This is a genomic window from Gammaproteobacteria bacterium (assembly GCA_013697705.1).
Lineage (GTDB): Bacteria > Pseudomonadota > Gammaproteobacteria > UBA6002 > UBA6002 > UBA6002.
Genome location: JACCWJ010000021.1, coordinates 58967 through 77952, shown reverse-complemented (window position 1 = coordinate 77952; position 18986 = coordinate 58967). Strand labels below are relative to the sequence as shown.

12 protein-coding genes are annotated in these 18986 nt (G+C 40.9%); 5 read left to right on the top strand and 7 right to left on the bottom strand.

Features of this window, described 5'->3' with window-relative positions:
- Positions 1–10: 10 nt before the first annotated feature.
- Positions 11–1672, bottom strand: coding sequence for a hypothetical protein (locus H0U71_03965; GenBank protein ID MBA2654208.1), 1662 nt, complete (start codon positions 1670–1672; stop codon positions 11–13).
- A gap of 511 nt (positions 1673–2183) precedes the next feature.
- Between H0U71_03965 and H0U71_03960 the strand changes: the two genes are divergently transcribed.
- Together H0U71_03960 and H0U71_03955 are read left to right on the top strand one after the other, a co-directional pair.
- Entirely contained in the window at positions 2184–3464 is a 1281-nt protein-coding gene (locus H0U71_03960) for an MFS transporter (protein MBA2654207.1), read from the top strand.
- A gap of 60 nt (positions 3465–3524) precedes the next feature.
- Positions 3525–4541 (top strand): fructose-bisphosphate aldolase class I, encoded by a 1017-nt coding sequence (locus H0U71_03955; GenBank protein ID MBA2654206.1) that lies wholly within the window; start codon positions 3525–3527, stop codon positions 4539–4541.
- Between the two features lie 132 nt (positions 4542–4673).
- On the opposite strand, the gene greA is transcribed toward H0U71_03955, so the two are convergent.
- The 3 genes from greA to carA are packed head-to-tail and all read right to left on the bottom strand — an operon-like array spanning position 4674 to position 9515.
- The gene (gene greA / locus H0U71_03950) at positions 4674–5150 is read right to left on the bottom strand and encodes a transcription elongation factor GreA (GenBank protein MBA2654205.1); all 477 of its coding nucleotides are present in this window, start codon (positions 5148–5150) and stop codon (positions 4674–4676) included.
- A gap of 11 nt (positions 5151–5161) precedes the next feature.
- Positions 5162–8371, bottom strand: a complete 3210-nt coding sequence (gene carB / locus H0U71_03945) for a carbamoyl-phosphate synthase large subunit (protein ID MBA2654204.1) — start codon at positions 8369–8371, stop codon at positions 5162–5164.
- On the bottom strand, positions 8355–9515 hold the full coding sequence (gene carA / locus H0U71_03940; protein ID MBA2654203.1) for a glutamine-hydrolyzing carbamoyl-phosphate synthase small subunit: 1161 nt from the start codon (positions 9513–9515) through the stop codon (positions 8355–8357). The genes carB and carA overlap by 17 nt, the downstream gene beginning before the upstream one ends.
- 256 nt (positions 9516–9771) lie before the next feature.
- Here carA and H0U71_03935 point away from each other — a divergent pair, with 256 nt between their 5' ends.
- The 3 genes from H0U71_03935 (at position 9772) to H0U71_03925 (ending at position 14960) form a co-directional block, all read left to right on the top strand.
- The gene (locus H0U71_03935; protein ID MBA2654202.1) at positions 9772–10167 is read left to right on the top strand and encodes a hypothetical protein; all 396 of its coding nucleotides are present in this window, start codon (positions 9772–9774) and stop codon (positions 10165–10167) included.
- 369 nt (positions 10168–10536) lie between these two features.
- Positions 10537–12273, top strand: coding sequence for a hypothetical protein (locus H0U71_03930; GenBank protein ID MBA2654201.1), 1737 nt, complete (start codon positions 10537–10539; stop codon positions 12271–12273).
- 44 nt (positions 12274–12317) lie between these two features.
- Positions 12318–14960: a hypothetical protein gene (locus H0U71_03925; GenBank protein MBA2654200.1), complete on the top strand. Its 2643-nt coding sequence runs from the start codon at positions 12318–12320 to the stop codon at positions 14958–14960.
- Here the strand turns inward: H0U71_03925 and dnaJ are convergent.
- The 3 genes from dnaJ to grpE form a co-directional block, all read right to left on the bottom strand.
- The gene (gene dnaJ / locus H0U71_03920) at positions 14957–16084 is read right to left on the bottom strand and encodes a molecular chaperone DnaJ (protein MBA2654199.1); all 1128 of its coding nucleotides are present in this window, start codon (positions 16082–16084) and stop codon (positions 14957–14959) included. The two genes, H0U71_03925 and dnaJ, sit on opposite strands and share 4 nt — an antisense overlap.
- A gap of 114 nt (positions 16085–16198) precedes the next feature.
- Complete coding sequence (gene dnaK, locus H0U71_03915) at positions 16199–18142, bottom strand: molecular chaperone DnaK (protein MBA2654198.1); 1944 nt, start codon at positions 18140–18142, stop codon at positions 16199–16201.
- Positions 18143–18266: 124 nt separating this feature from the next.
- On the bottom strand, positions 18267–18851 hold the full coding sequence (grpE, locus tag H0U71_03910) for a nucleotide exchange factor GrpE (GenBank protein ID MBA2654197.1): 585 nt from the start codon (positions 18849–18851) through the stop codon (positions 18267–18269).
- Positions 18852–18986 lie beyond the last annotated feature (135 nt).

Sequence of the window (18986 nt, the reverse complement as noted above, 5' to 3'; positions counted from 1 at the left end):
CCTTGTTAGATTATTGCTGTTTTAGCTTTCTACCTTCTGAGTCGGAATCATCATCACTTTGGTCCTCTTCGCTCATCAGATCCTCATGCGTTTTGTCTGGTGAAGGGAAGTTTGTTGGTCTTAGAGTCGTTAAATTATTTGCTAGTGCATCACGCAAGTCTTTTTGTTTAGAATTGGAATGCAACTTTTCCTCCACAACCTGGAATATTGGGCTAAAATCTTTAGCCACAATTTCAGCTCTCCCCAGGCTTGAGTTCACTCGATTCAGCAACTCCACTTTTTTATCGTCGGAACCAGCAATAACCACAATTTCTTCAATTCTCCTCTTAAGATCTTTTAAATTGTTGTGGTTCTGTTCGATTTCTTTTTGTAACATCTTCAGCTGCGTATGGGTAGCAACCTTGAATTGATAGCTGCCAAAATGACCTGAGTCAAAAGCTATCTTTTTTACACTTATCTCATGATTTTCGAGTCTCACCTCATACTCTTTCAAATCATTTTCCCGTGTTTCTAAGACAACCTCCACAGTGGCCACCAACTCAGCAGTTCTAGCCTTATGATTTTTAACAATCTCCTGAACTTCATTATTCGCTTTGTCCTTGATATAGGAAGTTACACCATCTATTTGTTTTTTGGCTAAATTTACTTTTTCCATCTTTTTTTCTTGTCTTCTTTCAACACGGCGATAATAGAGCCAAGAGCCTGCCCCTGCCAGTAGACCTATACCGAGTGCTGGAATGAGGATGGGCCATCCTATTGCCAAAACCGCAGCAAAGCCCCCTACAGCGAGAATTGCCACTGTCAAAACTAACCCTGATCCTCCTAAAAACCCGCCGAGAGCGATCCCTGAATGAGTAATGGCTTTAACACCGGTGAGACGATGTTTTTTTTCAGGTCCGATTCTGTCTTTAAGATCTTGCTCATATTGTTCGTTCTCCTTATAGGACAAATCTATCTTACTCCATACCGTATTTAGGCCTCGCTCAACTCTAGAGAACTTGTCTTGGGTCATTTTTCCGCTTTTAAATTGATAAAAACAATTCTCAAGCAACGCTTCTTTGGGTCCCCTGCCATTCGAACCAAATAATAAGGATAGTTTTTCGCTATTCGACCCGCCCGTGAAAATTTCTAAGCTTATTTGTAAACGAGCCATAATTTCTTTTTGTAGGGCTTGCATTTTCAGGACTTCATCGTTTAATTCAGCGAGTCTGGCTTCGATGCTTGCCTTCTCTTTATCGGATGCCTTCGCAAGAACTTTGTTTAAATGTTTAATCTCCTCATCAAGTGTTGAGGAGGTATCCTCTAATAATTGATAATTGCTAATATAATCAATAATCGATGCTTTTAGATTGGATATCGTCGTTAGGAGTGCGGGCTTTAATTTTTCTATTTTCTTGTGTTGCTGCCATAATTGGTTAGCCCCTAAAATCAGGGCGAGAGTACCAAATATTGTTCCACCTACTGCAGCACCTATTATTTGAAACACAAAGGAGATAGAAAATCCCCCTAGGGCTAAAATAGTTACAATGAACCCGCCCAAACCAAGACCGCCACCTGCCCCTTCAAATCCTTTTTTTGTCATAAATAAAGCACGCTGGAGGGAGCTTGGGTCGGTTAGATTATGAAGAGTCTTCAAATCTATTTTATCTTTCTCGCGAACTATATTAGGCATGATATAAGCACCAATAAATTATGTTACTTTAAGTGTACTTCATTAATATTAAGTCTTTATTAACAGACATGTATACTCCAAACTTTAAGCTTTGTACTGGACAATAATTCAAAAAGGCTTATTTGAGGGTGACAATCACGCCTCGTCCGGCGGCCAATCACCTCCACGTCGTCCCGCGACTTGTTCGCGGGATCCATGCAATCTTTAACTTACGCATCTAAATAGACAAAAAAGTGTTTCCCCATGTCCTGTGCCATACATATCTTTTGTGCTGTTAACGGCTAATACATGGATCCCGCGAACAAGTCGCGGGACGACGTGGAGAGTGCGCTGTGGTACGACGTGGAAAGGCATGTCGCGGGATGACGATGAATGGGTATGTTTTTGTCTGACCCAAAGAAAACTTTATACTTCCTTGTCCTGTGACTTACAGTAGGCGCAGGGATATACGTAGGAAAACGAGTCAACTTTAGTTAGAATCCTGACTTTACACCACTGTTAGGACCTAGGGATGAGTCAAACTCAATATCACCTACTTAAAACCCGCCGTTTTTTTCCTTTGTTTCTAACTCAGTTTTTCAATGCCTTCAATGACAACGTGTTTAAAAATGGATTTGTGATTTTAATTGCCTTTAAAATGACTCAAATTCTAGTAGATGAACAAACACTGATTGCCTTAATTGGCGGAGTCTACATATTGCCCTTTTTCCTATTCTCCGCCACCGCTGGACAAATCGCTGATAAATACGACAAATCGGTGCTCATTAAGATTATTAAATCCGTTGAAATTTTCATTATGCTGATTGGCAGTATAGGGTTTTACTTTAAAAGTTTAACCTTATTAATGGCGACATTGTTTCTTTTAGGAATCCACTCTACCTTTTTTGGGCCGATAAAATATTCAATATTACCCAACCTACTAGCGAAAGACGAGCTGATCGGAGGCAATGCGCTCATTGAAGCAGGCACTTTCGTTGCCATCTTGGCAGGCCAGATTCTAGGCAGCTGTTTAATTCTCGGCAATAATGGGGTGCTGGCCATCACGATTGCTCTCTTTGTTATAGCCGTTGCAGGATTAGTGACAAGTTTTTTCATTCCTGCTATCACGCCCGCCAATCCTAATCTCCCAATCTCCGTCAATATTGCTAAAGAAACCCTGCGTATAATTCACCTCACTCGCGAAAAAAGCGTTATTTTTTTGGGAATCATTGGCATTTCATGGTTTTGGTTTGTCGGTGCCACGCTTCTCACGCAGCTGCCTACATTCACCAAAGAATATTTACATGGTAGGGCAGCTATTTTTACGCTTTTTTTAACCCTGTTTTCTTTTGGAATTGGAACGGGTTCATTACTTTGTAACAAACTGCTCCAGGGGAAAATAACGGCGAAATATGTTCCATTCGCCATCGGAGCCATGTCTATTTTTCTTATAGATATCCATCTAGCGGCACCAAAAGCGATAGTTTCATCCCTACCACTTGTGACACTCGGGCAGTTTTTAGGGTCACTACATAATTTTCAGATCTTAACTGACATTTTCTTGATGTCGGCCTGTGCCGGTTTTTTTGTAGTCCCCTTATATGCATTGATTCAGGCCGAATCAGATGACCTTGTAAGATCGCGAATTATTGCTGCCACTAATATAATTAGCGCCCTATTCATGGTAGGCTCGGCTTTATTTATTATGTTTTTTACTGCCTTGAGTTTTAGTATTCCGCAGGTCTTTATTGTACTTGCGGTGGGAAATCTATTCATGGCTCTTTATATGAGGAAGTTAAAAGCGCTTTCTTGATATCTTGTGAAGATTAATGAACGGCTTACTAACATATTTAACTTTTATAGTGGAGGAACTATCTTGAGTAACCAGGAACTTGCAAAGACAATTGATGACATCGTAAAACAAGGCAAGGGTATACTAGCGGCGGATGAAAGCACGGGTACTATTACCAAACGCTTCCAGCCCATAAAGGTAGAATCGACTGAAGAAAACCGCAGAATTTATCGTGAACTCTTATTTACCACACCAAGCATACAAGAATATATTTCTGGGGTTATTTTATACGAAGAAACTCTGAGCCAAAAGACCCACGATGGCAACCCCTTCCCAAAAATGTTACAAGATGCAGGAATTGTTCCAGGCATAAAAGTAGATAAAGGAATCATTCCTCTTTCGGGTTCTCCAGAAGAGAATATCACTCAAGGGCTCGATGGTTTAGAAGAACGATTAAAAGGGTATAAAGCCCTGGGAGCACGATTCGCCAAATGGCGGGCAGTCATTCCGATTACAGCTCACCTACCCAGCCAATACGCATTACATGCCAATGCTGAGGCGCTTGCACGTTATGCTTCTATCTGTCAAGCCGAGGGGATCGTACCCATTGTAGAGCCGGAAGTGCTAATGGACGGCAATCATTCCCTGCAGCGATGTGCTGAAGTTACCGAGCTCGCCTTACGTGAGGTCTTCAACGCTTTATACCTAAACAAAGTCAAACTGGAATATATAATTTTAAAGCCTAATATGGTGGTTCCAGGAACAATGTATCAGCCTCAAGCGAGCGTAGATGAGGTTGCAGAAGCCACCCTGAAAGTGTTGCGTAGAACGGTTCCTGCCGCTGTACCAAGCATAAACTTTTTATCAGGCGGACAAACAGACGAACTTGCCACCGCACATTTGAATGCAATGAATCACACTAAAGACAATCCTTGGTGTTTGAGCTTTTCTTATGGTCGCGCGCTGCAAGCACCTGCCCTTAAAAAATGGAGCGGTCAACAACAGAACATTTCTGCAGCTCAAGAAGAATTATTAAAACGTGCACGGTTAAACAGTGCTGCGTCAAAAGGTGCTTATACCGAAAAACTTGAAGCTTAGATTAGGAAATTTGCATCTCCTCCTGCAAAGGAGGAGATCATGGGAGTGGATGCATTTAATTAGACGTGGCGTAGATTGCAATAGCAGAATCAGAGTTCCCTACACGTCATGTTGATCCCTCTTTTGATTTTTTTATAAATATTGGACGTTGCCAATTTCATATTCTATCAAGCCACTTGGCGTTCTAACTTCCACAGAGTCACCGGAATATTTCCCAATAATTGCGCGTGCAATAGGGGAGGTAAAAGAGAGTTTACCGGATCGTATATCCGCTTCTTCCTCGCCAACTATTTGATAGACCACTTCTTCATCCGATTCTACATTAACCAGGGAGACTGTTGCACCAAACACCACCTTGCCTTCATTGGTAAGCTTCGTGACATCGATAATACTGGCTCTTGAAAGACGGTGCTCAATATCTCTAATCCGCGCTTCTATAAAACCTTGTTGTTCTTTAGCTGCGTGATATTCAGCATTTTCTTTTAAATCTCCGTGACTTCGAGCCTCTGCAATGGCCTTAGTAACACTCGGGCGTTCCACCCTTTTTAGTCGCTCTAATTCTTCGGTTAATTTTGCTGCGCCGATAGCAGTCATTGGTACATTATTCATACGTACTCCAATCAAAAGTGCAGATCTTGAAGGCGAATGATATTACTTAACGCATCATGATGAAGTGATGCACAAGCAGCCTTACCGCCAGCGATGGTTGTATAGTAGCAAACTTTATGCTGAACCGCATTTCGCCTTATTGCAAATGAGTCCGCAATAGCCTGCTCGCCCTCAGTTGTATTTACGATCAAATCAATCTCATCATTTTTAATCATGTCGACAATATGGGGCCTGCCTTCATTGACTTTATAAACCAACTCACAAGTAATCCCAAATTTTTTGAGTGCTTGGGAGGTACCTTCAGTCGCCACGATTTTAAAGCCTAAATCGATAAGCGCTTGCGCTAAATCAATCACACGATGTTTATCCGCATCTCTGACGCTGATGAAAGCTGTGCCCGTTTTAGGTATATCTTTATCAGCCCCTAATTGTGCCTTGGCAAAAGCCTCTGCGAAGCAACTTCCGATACCCATCACTTCGCCTGTTGACCGCATTTCTGGACCCAAAATAGGATCAACCCCAGGGAACTTAGCAAAAGGAAAAACAGGTTGCTTAACGGCGTAATGCGTCGGAATAATTTCTTCGAAACAGTTTTGTTCTTTCAGTGAAACACCCACCATACAACGTGCTGCAATTTTAGCTAGCGGAATGCCAATGGCTTTAGCGACAAACGGTACCGTTCGAGAGGCGCGCGGATTGACCTCTAGGATATAAACTTCATTATCTTGAATAGCGAACTGGGCATTCATTAACCCTATCACACCTAATTCTAATGCCATTTTACGCATTTGTGAGCGTAACTTTTCTTGGATTTCGGGAGGAAGGCTGTGAGGAGGAAGACAACATGCTGAGTCTCCTGAATGAACACCCGCTTGCTCAATGTGTTCCATCACGCCACCAATAAGGATGTCTTTACCATCAGAAATAGCATCAATATCGACTTCAATAGCATTATCTAAGAAATGATCTAAAAGTAAGGGTGAATCGGGTGATACCTCTTGCGATTCATTCATATAACGTCTTAGTTCTCTGTCGTTATAGACGACTTCCATTGCCCGCCCACCTAAAACATAGGAGGGTCTCACTACCAGAGGGTAGGCAAAAACGTTCGCTAAACGAAGACCTTCTTCTACGCTTCTCACGGTACCATTTGGAGGTTGACGCAACTCAAGCTTGTTCACTAACTGTTGAAAGCGTTCACGATCTTCAGCGCGATCAATAGCATCAGAGCTGGTGCCAATAATAGGCACTCCTGCTGCCTCCAGAGATCTCGCTAATTTTAAGGGGGTTTGCCCTCCATATTGCACAATTACTCCCCTCGGCTTTTCCAAACGAACAATTTCTAAAACGTCTTCCAAAGTAAGGGATTCAAAATAGAGGCGATCAGATACATCATAATCGGTTGAAACAGTTTCAGGATTACAATTAATCATTATGGTTTCGAAACCTAGTTCACGAATAGCCATTACAGCGTGAACACAACAATAATCAAATTCTATGCCTTGACCGATACGGTTTGGACCACCGCCCAAAACAATAATTTTTTGTTTATCCGTAGGCTTGGCTTCACACTCTTCCTCATAGGTAGAATAGAGATACGCTGTATTCGTTTCAAACTCTCCAGCACAGGTATCTACCCTTTTGTATACGGGATGCACATTAAGACCGTGCCTGAAGTTGCGGAATGCTTGTTCACTTACGCCCAATAATGTCGCTAAGCGAATGTCAGAGAAACCTTTGCGTTTAAGATGGTAGATCGCTGCTTTATCAAGATCGGTTAGCCTTGTGCCACTGATCGATTGCTCAGTTATAACAAGGTCTTTGATCTGTGCTAAGAACCAGGGGTCTATAAATGATAGTTTATGCACTTCTTCAATCGACAAACCATAACGGAATGCGTCTGCGACATACCAAATCCGATCCCATCCAGGAATACTCAATTCTCTACGAATGATGTCTTCAGCATCGGACCGGGTAAGATCAATTTTTGGATCTAAACCGGATACTCCCACCTCTAAACCACGCAATCCTTTCTGCAAAGATTCTTGGAAAGTGCGTCCAATTGACATAACTTCGCCGACCGACTTCATTTGAGTGGTTAATCGAGCATCTGTTTTAGGGAATTTTTCAAAATTAAATCGAGGAATCTTAGTCACCACATAATCAATGCTAGGTTCAAATGATGCCGGTGTTTTATTATTAGTAATTTCATTGCCTAATTCATCTAAGGTATATCCCACCGCCAGTTTAGCGGCCACTTTCGCGATAGGAAACCCCGTAGCCTTTGAAGATAAAGCGGAGGATCGTGAAACTCTGGGATTCATTTCAATGACCACCATTCGCCCATCTTTTGGATTGATTGCGAACTGAACATTGGACCCACCTGTGTCAACACCAATTTCGCGTAAAACCGCTATCGATGCATTCCGCATGCGTTGATATTCTTTATCAGTAAGTGTTTGGGCGGGAGCCACAGTGATTGAATCACCCGTGTGGATACCCATTGCATCCATATTTTCAATTGAACATACGATAATACAGTTATCTTTATGGTCTCTGATAACTTCCATTTCATATTCTTTCCATCCAATGATGGATTCATCGAGCAGAAGCTCATGAGTAGGAGAAAGCTCTAAACCTCGCTCACAAATCTCGACAAACTCTTCACGATTATAAGCAATACCGCCCCCACTACCCGCCAAAGTAAAAGAAGGGCGAATAATTACTGGAAATCCGAGGTCATCCACAATAGCAAGGGCTTCTTCAAGGGTATGAGCTAGGCCGGAGCGGGGCATTTCTAAACCAATCTTAATCATTGCTTCACGAAATAATTCACGATTTTCTGCTTTATCAATCGCTTCATGGGTTGCACCAATCATCTTCACATTGTACTTTTCTAAAATCCCTTCCCTTGATAAGTCACATGCACAATTTAAGGCAGTTTGGCCGCCCATGGTGGGCAACAATGCATCCGGGCGTTCTTTTTCAATGATTTTAGCGATCACCTCCCAATTCACAGGTTCAATATAGGTGGCATCAGCAAGCTCAGGATCGGTCATGATCGTTGCGGGATTCGAATTCACTAATATGACGCGATAACCCTCTTCTTTCAGCGCTTTACAAGCTTGAGCACCAGAATAGTCAAATTCACTGGCCTGCCCGATTACAATGGGGCCTGCGCCAATAATTAAAATACTTTTAATATCATTTCGTTTCGGCATAACTCGCTCTATTATGATTTTTAATCAATTCAACAAACTGATTAAATAGATTTTGCACATCGTGAGGACCTGGACTGGCTTCTGGATGACCCTGAAATCCAAACCAAGGTTTTTGAGTATGTTGAATTCCCTGCAAGGATCCATCAAAAAGTGATCGATTAATGACTTTCAGGTGAGAGGGCAAGGTTTGCTCGTCTACTGTAAAACCATGATTTTGACTAGTAATAAAGACTTGCTTAGTTTGTTCGTTAAAAACTGGATGATTGGCTCCATGATGACCAAACTTCATTTTTACTGTCTTCGCCCCACATCCAAGCGCTAATAACTGGTGCCCAAGACAAATTCCAAACAAGGGAATATCATCGGTAGCTTGGAGGACTTGGATTGCCTGAATAGCATAATGACAAGCCGCTGGGTCGCCAGGACCATTAGATAAGAAAATCCCGTCTGGATTCAAGTTTAAGACGGTTTCCATCGGGGTCGTAGCGGGAACCACTGTTAATCTACAGCCTCTATCAACAAGTAAGCGTAAAATGTTTCTTTTCACACCAAAATCGTATACCACAATATGCCAAGGCAAATCTTCAGTAGCATATTTTCTATATCCCTCAGGCCAGCTCCAACTTCCTTCTGTCCAGGAATAGGTTTTTTTGGTGGTGACTTCTTTTGCGAGGTCTACTCCTTTCAAGCCTGGGAACGCATTGGCTAATTTTAAAGCCTCGTCACTATTAGCCTCTTTACCCGCCATAATACAGCCATTCAACGCCCCTTTTTCACGCAAAATTCTTGTCAATTTACGGGTATCAATTTCAGCGATGGCTATAACATTATTTTCCTTTAAATAATTATCTAGGGACATCTCAGAGCGCCAATTACTCACCTGAAGAGATAGGTCGCGAATGATAAGACCTGCGGCCCACACGTGATCAGATTCTTGATCTTCAGGGTTAACGCCTACATTCCCTATATGAGGGTAGGTCAATGTGACCAGTTGTTTCGCATAAGAAGGATCCGTCAGAATTTCCTGATACCCTGTCATCGCCGTGTTAAAAACAACCTCACCTATCGTCTTCCCTTCCGCGCCGATAGAAATACCTTCAAACACACTTCCATCTTCGAGCGCAAGAATAGCTGGCTGTTTCAAAAAACCTCCGAAATAGGTCAAAATAGATTATTAAGATTTTTATAGGGCTGGAAGCACATTTTACGGTTTTAATATCAAAAGTCTACTTTTGTTACCAACGCTCTACGTAAAGCACGTAAGTTTTTCAAAATATGGTCTAAATTCTAGCATCCAGCCTAAAAAACTTATTTATAAATTGGGAAAACGAGTGTATTATACGTTCCGCTCTCAAATGGCTGAGAGGAATAGCAATTGATAAACAATACGGAGAATCTCTATGAAATTCATCAAAGCATTAGCCCCAGTTTTATTATCAGGCTTACTCGCTTTCCCAGCTTTTGCTGCTGAAAACCAAAATGCACCAATGGCTGCTGATCAAAATGCGCAAATGCAAGGTCAACAACAAGTTAACGCAGCTAATGAAAATCAACAATTAGCAGCGAGCAACGAAAAAGCTCAAAGCGACATGAATGGTGAAAAAACCAAAACCATTTACCACAAAAACCAAAAATGCAAATGCAAATGCAAAACCGCTCATAAAAAAGCAAATAACAAGCAAGCTAAAAACGACGCTATGAATGCTGATCAAGCTCAACAAGCTAGCGCAGACAACAATGCAATGGCTCCTCAAGCTCAAGAAGCACAAAGCCCAGCTTCTAACCAAAACTCTTAAGAGTTATGTAAGAAGGGAAGTTCTCTTCCCTTCCTCTCCTAGCCTTTCCGTTAAAAATTTCTAAAGACTCCCCAATACAAGTGCCTACTCTGTTCCGGGTTCTTATTATGGAAAGCTTCCTCCCCATGGCAACCGCATCAAACTGAATAAGCCCTGGATTTCGCTACGCTACATCCAGGCTACAACACCCCCAAGTATCCTGGATGTAGCGTAGCGAAATCCAGGGAAATTCAAGCCTCAAATGTTTGTCACGGGTGTTTTTGATGCGGTTGCCATGCTTTCCTCCCATTGCTAGCACAGCCCTTAATATTTCCCTAATTAATTGAAGGTATGATTACTCTCTAGATCACTCATTATGAAGGGCAATATATGCAAAAAGAAGATGAAGTAAGAGCGGATGCTGCGGCTCCTGGTGAGGTTTTGCAAAAATACTTCGATGCAGACGAAGCTGCCCAAGCTTTACAAAAATTGAAGGAAACTGTCCCTACCCCAAGTTTAAGAGCACAGAATATTGAGGATCTTAAAAGGCTAGCTCAGGATCTTCCTAAGCCTTTCAATTTAGAAAGTGGTTTAGAAAGTTACTCCAATTTCAAATATCAGGCTGCTCGGGTTAAGTACACGCTTTCTATAGAGGAAACCAGAGTATTAAATAAAATCACCGGTTTAGATTTTACCCAAATTGGTAGTAAAGGTGGCACTTCCTATAAGGACGCTAAGGATCAAATAAATGAAATCATTCTTCAGCGAGACCTTCAAAACAGCACACACTGGTTTCGCAAACACATTTGGCCTAAAAGAATTAGTCATTTGAATTTAGCGCTTGAATACCTCCACTTCCACGAAGAAAATACTAAAGGATTAAAAAATCCTGAGGAACGTCTGGCGAACGGTTTATACCGTAATAAAAAAGATGAAAACAGCAGTCTAGAATTTAGAAAGCGCTTCTCAAATATGACTGGATACTTTTCGGGTTTAATCAGCACTAACCGTTCTCTAAAAAAACTGAATGCTCTATTTACCCAAAAAAGAGCTATCATTTCCAATTTGAAGCATGAACAGGGCTTATCGGGAGCAGCGTATAAACTACAGCTAGACACTCTCATTACTAAAAATTTAACCTCTCCTGAAAAAGCGGCTGGCAATTCCGAGGGGTTGCCTTTACCCCGTTTCTTTCAACCACAATTCATTCAAAACGTTGAAAGATTTAATGAAGTTGTTGGGGATTGTGTGGTTTCCAAGGAAGTTACCAACTTTGAATTGTTAGAAGGGCAGTCATTAACGCAATTATCAGAAACGATATGCTTAAAGACAAAAAAACTTGCCAAACTTAACTCAAAGCCACCAGGTACCAGTGAGGCACTCAAAACCGAACTTGCGACACTACGTGAGCAGCTAGACAATGTTGACACCGCCTACACTGATTTAACCTTGCAAGTACTTTTAGATTTTCATCAAATTAAAACTAAGCAAGCTTGCCAACAATTAATTACAGCGACCAACTTAGCAAATTTTAAAGTCGATGAATTTGAGAGGGAGGGTTTCAATCGATCTGAAACCAAGGCCCTTCAAAAAGTGGCTACAATGATCACCAATATTAAAGCGGCTAAAAAAGCGGTGGTTAAATACGCGCCTGTTTTTAAAAGATGCATATTAGCATCTATCCAGGCAAATGATCTCTGCACATCCATTCTAGAAAAGATCGCTAAACAATTATCGATAGACAACAATGTCCTCTCTCTTGTTGACCTATTGGGTAAGGCTATCAGCGAAGTTACGGCCGGCTGCGATCCCAAGCCATTAATTTCTATCTCTGATAAGCAAGCTTTAACGCCAGAATTCCTCAACCTAAAAAAATATGATCAAGTACTGGTTAGGTTGCAGAGCACTTTAGAGCGGATAAAAGCAGACCCAACCGCTAGTAATGAGATCATTAATAAGCTTAAAACTGAATTAAGTGAAGAGAAGGTTAAGTTAACAAAAATACAGGCTTTTGATGAGGGGCGCGCGAAAAATATCGTTGACGCCGCCAGAGATACAACGAGGAGTTTAGTGCATCTTGCAGATCATCCAACTTCAAAATTTGGTCCAGTGGGACCCAAAAACTAGATCGCGCAATGCAACCTATTTGTCTATAGGAATTGAGGGACACTATGAACGAAAAACATCAAATAGCTTATAACCAATTTACTTCCATCATAGAAAACCTTTCTAATCTATCTAATCCCTCTGAGTTGCCCTCAAACTCAGCTGAAGTTACTCAACAATGCGTGGACATACTTGATAACTTCCGCTTATCAATTAACAACGATGGGGGTGATTTCGCAAAGGTTTGGTCAACTATCTTTTCAGAAATAGGGTCCGCCGAAAAACCACCACCTGCTGCCCTACTTAACGCAATCGATGATTATTTCAATGACAATCCATACTCTTTAAAAATATATATTCTATTAAAAAATCCACAGCCCTCTAGTGAAAAAAGCAACTTCCGTACACTTTGGGAATTGGCAGCTAAAGAGTATCACGCGTATAATGGTGAATCTCCGTTAGATTTTGTATTTGCTATCAGTAATTTTTATCGCGCAGCCCGCAACTACACTGAAGCTGACAGAGTTAAATTAAGCTCTTTTTTGAATATTTTTAAATTATTGCTTCCCGATGCGGAAAAAAAGTTTGCTTCTTCACAGCAACAACTTTTACTTTTCTCAGATTTATATACCCAAAGTTTAATAGGTAGTCTCAACCATTCTAAATATGAATTAGCTAAAACTGTCTGCAATCAATTTATTACCAGTATCGCTTCCCACCTTGATAATGATCGGATTCCTCCAGAGAAAGCGGAATACTCAGAAACGTTTCACTCTTTAGTGAGAGAAGAAATTTCTCACGTTCTAGCTGCATTAGAAACATTCTACGGCATTGGATTTGAACCAAACAATTTATTAGAAGAACTTTCTGCCCATAACTCTCCGGAAAATAATGAATATCATTTATTACAACAAATATTACAGCAAGATCAGACATTTATTGATTCGGTTAACGGTGCTGCCTTCGAAATTGCAGCGGAAATTCCTGTTCTGGAATACCTTGAACAACTGAGCTCAAAAACTCACAAATCTAGTACTGCCTTGGGTGAATTACAAAAACTGGCACGTTCTATCAATTCTGGTGTCCCTATAGAGAGGCGTAGCCTAGAAGACCAAGCCGCTTTCAAACATCAGGTGAGCAAAATCAAATATACTATCAGCGACGAAGAGACAATTATTTTAGCCGCTATTACTGGCATCACTGTTACCAAACTTGTGCAGAAATATTCAATCCCTTTTGAAAAAAATGTGCTCACGTATGATGATTTCATTACTTTAATAGATAATGAAATTGCAAAGAGACAGAAAGCGAATAAACGATTCATTGCAATATTCCCTCCTTTTCGCGAGAAAATAGCTCATTTGGAAATAGTTAAAAACTATGTGCAACATTGTAGTTATAAATATGATGTCACGGTTAATTCCGAAACCCACCTGGGGCAGCTAAAGCCAGGCGAACACCCTAAATCTCCATCAAGTAAGGTGACTAGAGCATTTATTAATAAGCAAATTCAAAAAATTCCTTTTTACTCGCGCCATAAATCCAAATTGAATGCTCTAAAAAAGATTCTTAAACAAAAAATTGATTATGCTGCCACATTGAAATTTAAAGCCGATTTATTAAGACCAACGACGATGCCCCTACTGCAAACCATTATGCATGCCAACCTACGACCGAAAAAAGCACCGGACCCCAAAAATGGCTGTGAACCTTCAGGCAAAATTCTCAATCCTTTTTCATTGCAGCTACATCAAAATCTTTTTTCCGTTACAATGTTCAGACCAGAATTGCAAGCTGCACTCGAACAACACAAATTCTTTAATAGATCTGTTTTACCTAATTTGAAAAATAAAGAAAAGACACTTTTAGCGCAATATCGGGAAAAATGTCCCGTTACCCTCACTTTTACTAAAGAGGAGGATGGGACAAAATTAGACAACCTATTTTCTTTAAGCAATTCTATTCGCACCAAAATTAAGAATATAGATTCATCGGCACCCAAGACTGCTGAAGAAATTAAGGCCTGTCTCAAGGAAATTAATGAATTAATATGGTGCGACCAAGATTTAGGTGAGCTTTTAAAAGAGGAATTAGCTACGTTGTCGCTGAAAGAATATATCATTATTACAAAACAACTATTTTTAACTGCATATAAACAACTTATAAAGGATTGTAATGTACCCAGCGATTTCAATCCTGATGAACCTTTAGCTCTTAATAAAGTGAGCAAAATGCTACTTGATGCAAAAAATGATAACGCTACATTAAAATCTGGATGCCATAACTATCTTGCAGCTTTACATATGCAAATATTAGCCAAACAGGAAATAGTAGTGCTGCTTAGCTTGCATGAATTTACCTCTGGTTCTGATTCTGAAAAACTGGAGATGATTGAAGAATATTTGAGGGAACTTACAAATAATTTAATGTGTGAAAAATATATTATTGCACATCCAAAATATATTCAAAACGCAAAAATTATAGAGTTAATGGTTTGTCTTAATGACCTGAAGAAAAGTATCGAAGAAGGAAGCATCCCTAAGCTAGCCTCACAATATGAAGCCGAAATAGCTACGCTGCAGCAAGAGCACCTGCTTGAAACTGGGAAAGTTAAAACGCTAATTAATGCAGCCCAAAAAACAGTCGATGCTTTTAGTTATTTTGCTGATCATGCAACCCATAATTTGGGGCGCGGCCCAGTCGCCTAAGAAGTTATACCATCGAAAAATCGTTTTACGCCTTCAAACCAGCTTTTGGAACGAGGACTATGCTTCCCCCCCTCCTTACTCAATGAATCCGAGAATTGCTGTAACAATTCTTTTTGTTCGTGGGACAAGTTAACTGGGGTCTCAACCATAACTTTACAAAATAAATCACCCGCACGGCCTGTTCTAGGAGAATTAACACCCTTACCCCGCAGTCGAAATAACTTGCCACTTTGTGTTTCAGCAGGAATCTTTAACATCACTTTACCGTCTAGGGTAGGTACTTCTAATTCTCCGCCTAACGCAGCGGCTACGAAATTAATAGGAACTTCACAATGTAAATCTGCACCTTCCCGCACAAAAATAGCGTGGGTTTTAAGATGTACTTGCACATATAAATCACCCGCAGGCGCTCCGTGACCCCCTGCTTCTCCTTCACCCGAAAGCCGAATGCGATCGCCTGTATCAACCCCTGGAGGTATTTTTACTGAAAGTGTTTTATGTTGCTGAGTGCGGCCTTGTCCCCGACAATTAGGGCATGGATTTTCAATTGTTTTCCCTTTGCCATGGCAAGTAGGGCAAGTCTGTTGGACAGTAAAAAAGCCATGTTGGACACGAATTTGTCCAATTCCATTACAAGACTTACAGGTAACTGGGCCGGATCCTTTCTTGGCGCCTGAACCCTGACATTCATTACATCCGACTAATGTTGGAACACGAATCTCTACTGCCTTGCCGTGGACTGCTTCTTCCAGTGAAAGCTCTAGATTATAGATTAAATCTGAACCTCGCTGACTCCGCCCTCGACCACCACCACCGCCAAAAATATCTCCGAATATATCACTTATATCACCGAATATATCACCGATATCAAAGCCTTGTGGCCCGCCACCCATGCTTGGATCCACTCCAGCATGACCAAATTGATCATAGGCTGATCGTTTACGACTGTCCGATAGAATTTCATAGGCTTCTTTAGCTTCTTTAAACTTAGCCTCAGCTTCATGATTATCCGGATTCCGATCCGGATGATATTTCATTGCTAGACGCCGATAAGCTTTCTTAAGATCAGCTTCGCTAGCGTTACGTTCTACTTCTAAAATCGTGTAATAATCTTGTTTTGCCATGTTATTAATGCCAGAAAATTAAATTAAAAGATCCCAACCCACTATTCAGTTGCATAATATAAGCAAGAACACCTCATTAATGAGGTGTTCTTGCTATGCGGGGAAAGAGAGGGTTTATTTTTTATCATCATCCTTAACTTCTTCAAACTCAGCATCCACAACGTTATCCCCTTTGTGTTGCTCTTGTCCTGGGGCGCTAGATTGGTCTCCCGGTGCACCTTGTTGTCCTTCTCCACCGGCTTGAGCATAAGCTTTTTCAGCCATCTTGGAAGCTGCTTCAGAAAGTTTTTGAGTCTTCGCCTCAATCTCATCCTTATTGTCGCCTTTTAAAGCTTCTTTCAATTCTTCTACAGAAGATTCGATCTGTTGTTTTTCATCCGCAGTAATCTTATCTCCTAAATCTTTTAATGATTTAGTCGCACTGTGAATTAATGCGTCTGCTTTGTTTCGAGTATCAACTAATTCATGGAATTTGCGATCTGCTTCTTTATTTTGTTCAGCATCTCGCATCATTCTTTCTACCTCGTCATCAGACAAACCGCTGGACGCCTTAATTTGAATGGATTGCTGTTTTCCGGTTGCCTTATCTTTAGCAGAAACATGCAGTATACCGTTTGCATCAATATCAAAAGTTACCTCAATCTGTGGCATCCCTCTTGGAGCAGGAGGAATGTCTGCTAAATCGAAGCGACCGAGTGATTTATTGGCAGAAGCCATTTCGCGCTCACCTTGTAACACATGTACGGTCACTGCAGTTTGGTTATCATCTGCAGTTGAAAATACTTGATTCGCCTTAGTAGGAATAGTGGTATTTTTTTCGATGAGTTTGGTCATCACTCCACCTAGGGTTTCAATCCCTAGTGAAAGAGGGGTCACATCTAATAATAAAACGTCTTTCACCTCGCCCGATAACACCGCGCCTTGAATAGCAGCGCCCATGGCGACCGCTTCATCAGGGTTAACATCGCGACGCGGTTCTTTATCAAAGAAGTTCTTAACCGCTTCTTGAACCTTCGGCATCCGCGTTTGTCCACCCACTAAAATAACTTCATCAATATCTGTCACTTTAAGACCCGCATCTTTGATAGCGAGTTTACAAGGTTCAATAGTGCGTTCGATTAAACTTTCAACTAAAGACTCTAATTTTGCACGTGTTAGACGAATATTTAAGTGCTTTGGACCGTTCGCATCAGCGGTGATATAGGGCAAATTGACGTCTGTTTGTTGGGCAGAGGAAAGTTCAATTTTAGCTTTTTCTGCTGCTTCTTTAAGACGCTGTAAGGCGAGTGGATCTTGTTGTAAATCGATGCCACTGTCTTTTTTGAATTCGCCCACTAAGTAGTCAATAAGGCGTTTATCAAAATCTTCACCACCTAAAAAGGTATCTCCATTCGTAGCAAGCACTTCAAATTGATGTTCGCCCTCTACTTCAGCAATTTCAATGATAGAGATATCAAAAGTACCACCCCCTAAGTCATACACTGCAATTTTAGTGTCGCCCTTTTTCTTATCCAGGCCATATGCTAACGCCGCAGCTGTAGGCTCATTGATAATACGTTTAACTTCTAGACCGGCAATTTTGCCAGCGTCTTTTGTAGCTTGACGTTGGGAGTCATTGAAATAAGCAGGCACGGTTATGACAGCCTCTTTTACTTCTTCCCCTAAATAATCTTCGGCTGTTTTTTTCATTTTCATTAAAATTTGAGCAGAAACTTGTTGCGGCGCTAATTTTTGGCCATTTACTTCAACCCAAGCGTCACCATTGTCCGCGCGCACAATTTTGTAAGGTACCATGCCCATATCACGCTTAACGACTTCGTCCTCAAACTTACGACCAATTAGCCGTTTGATAGCGTATAATGTATTTTTAGGGTTGGTTACTGCTTGTCGCTTTGCGGAAGGGCCCACTAATATTTCGCCGTCGACGGTATAAGCGACGACCGATGGGGTAGTTCTCTCACCTTCAGCATTCTCAATAACACGAGGTTTACCACCTTCCATAATTGCTACGCAAGAATTGGTAGTACCTAAGTCAATACCGATAATTCTATTAGCCATGATCAGAAATCTCCGATTCTCAAATTATTAAAACTATTTTTTACAAATTTTAAATAAAGTAATTTGCAAAATTCCTCTAAAAACTAGTTGGATAAAACCTAGATGGGGGTAACCCATTCTATTTTCAAGCATGATTAGCCGCCGCTACTACTACTAATGCGGGTCGGATAAGACGATCATTTAACAAATAGCCTCTTTGTAAAACTTCTAACACAGTATTTGCTGGTGCATCACTCGGCTGAGTGGCAATTGCTTGATGTAATTCAGGATTGAAAATTTCATTCTGCGGATCTAATTGTTTAACCCCGTATTTCTCTAAGGTTTTTAGAAATAAATCCATAGTCAATTCAATGCCTGTATGAATATTTTGAGCGAAGGCATTATCACTTACATCACTTTGCAAAGCACGTTCTAAGCTGTCGATGACAGGCAACAAATCATTGACGAATTTTTCTAACGCATATTTATGTGCATTTGCCACATCACGTTCTGACCTGCGCCGCACATTGTCTAATTCTGCCTGAGTACGAAGTTGCTGGTTCCAGAAATCATTTGCTTTGATTTCCATTTCAGTTAACTTGTTTTCTAACTCTTTGTAGGAATCATGCTCTAAAGAACCCGCTACTTCCCCGCCTTCATCATCGTCTTCTACCATATCCCCTTCATCCTTGGGCCATTGTTTCTGTTTACGGGGTTCCAAATCTTCCATCCGAAGTTTAGGCTCTTCTCGTGTTTTATGATGTTTTGTCATGCATCGCCTCATTATTTCAATTTGGTTAAGTATAGATATATGTGGGCATAAATTTGAGTTTCAAGTCATCTTAATGAGGAGACCGAGATAGCT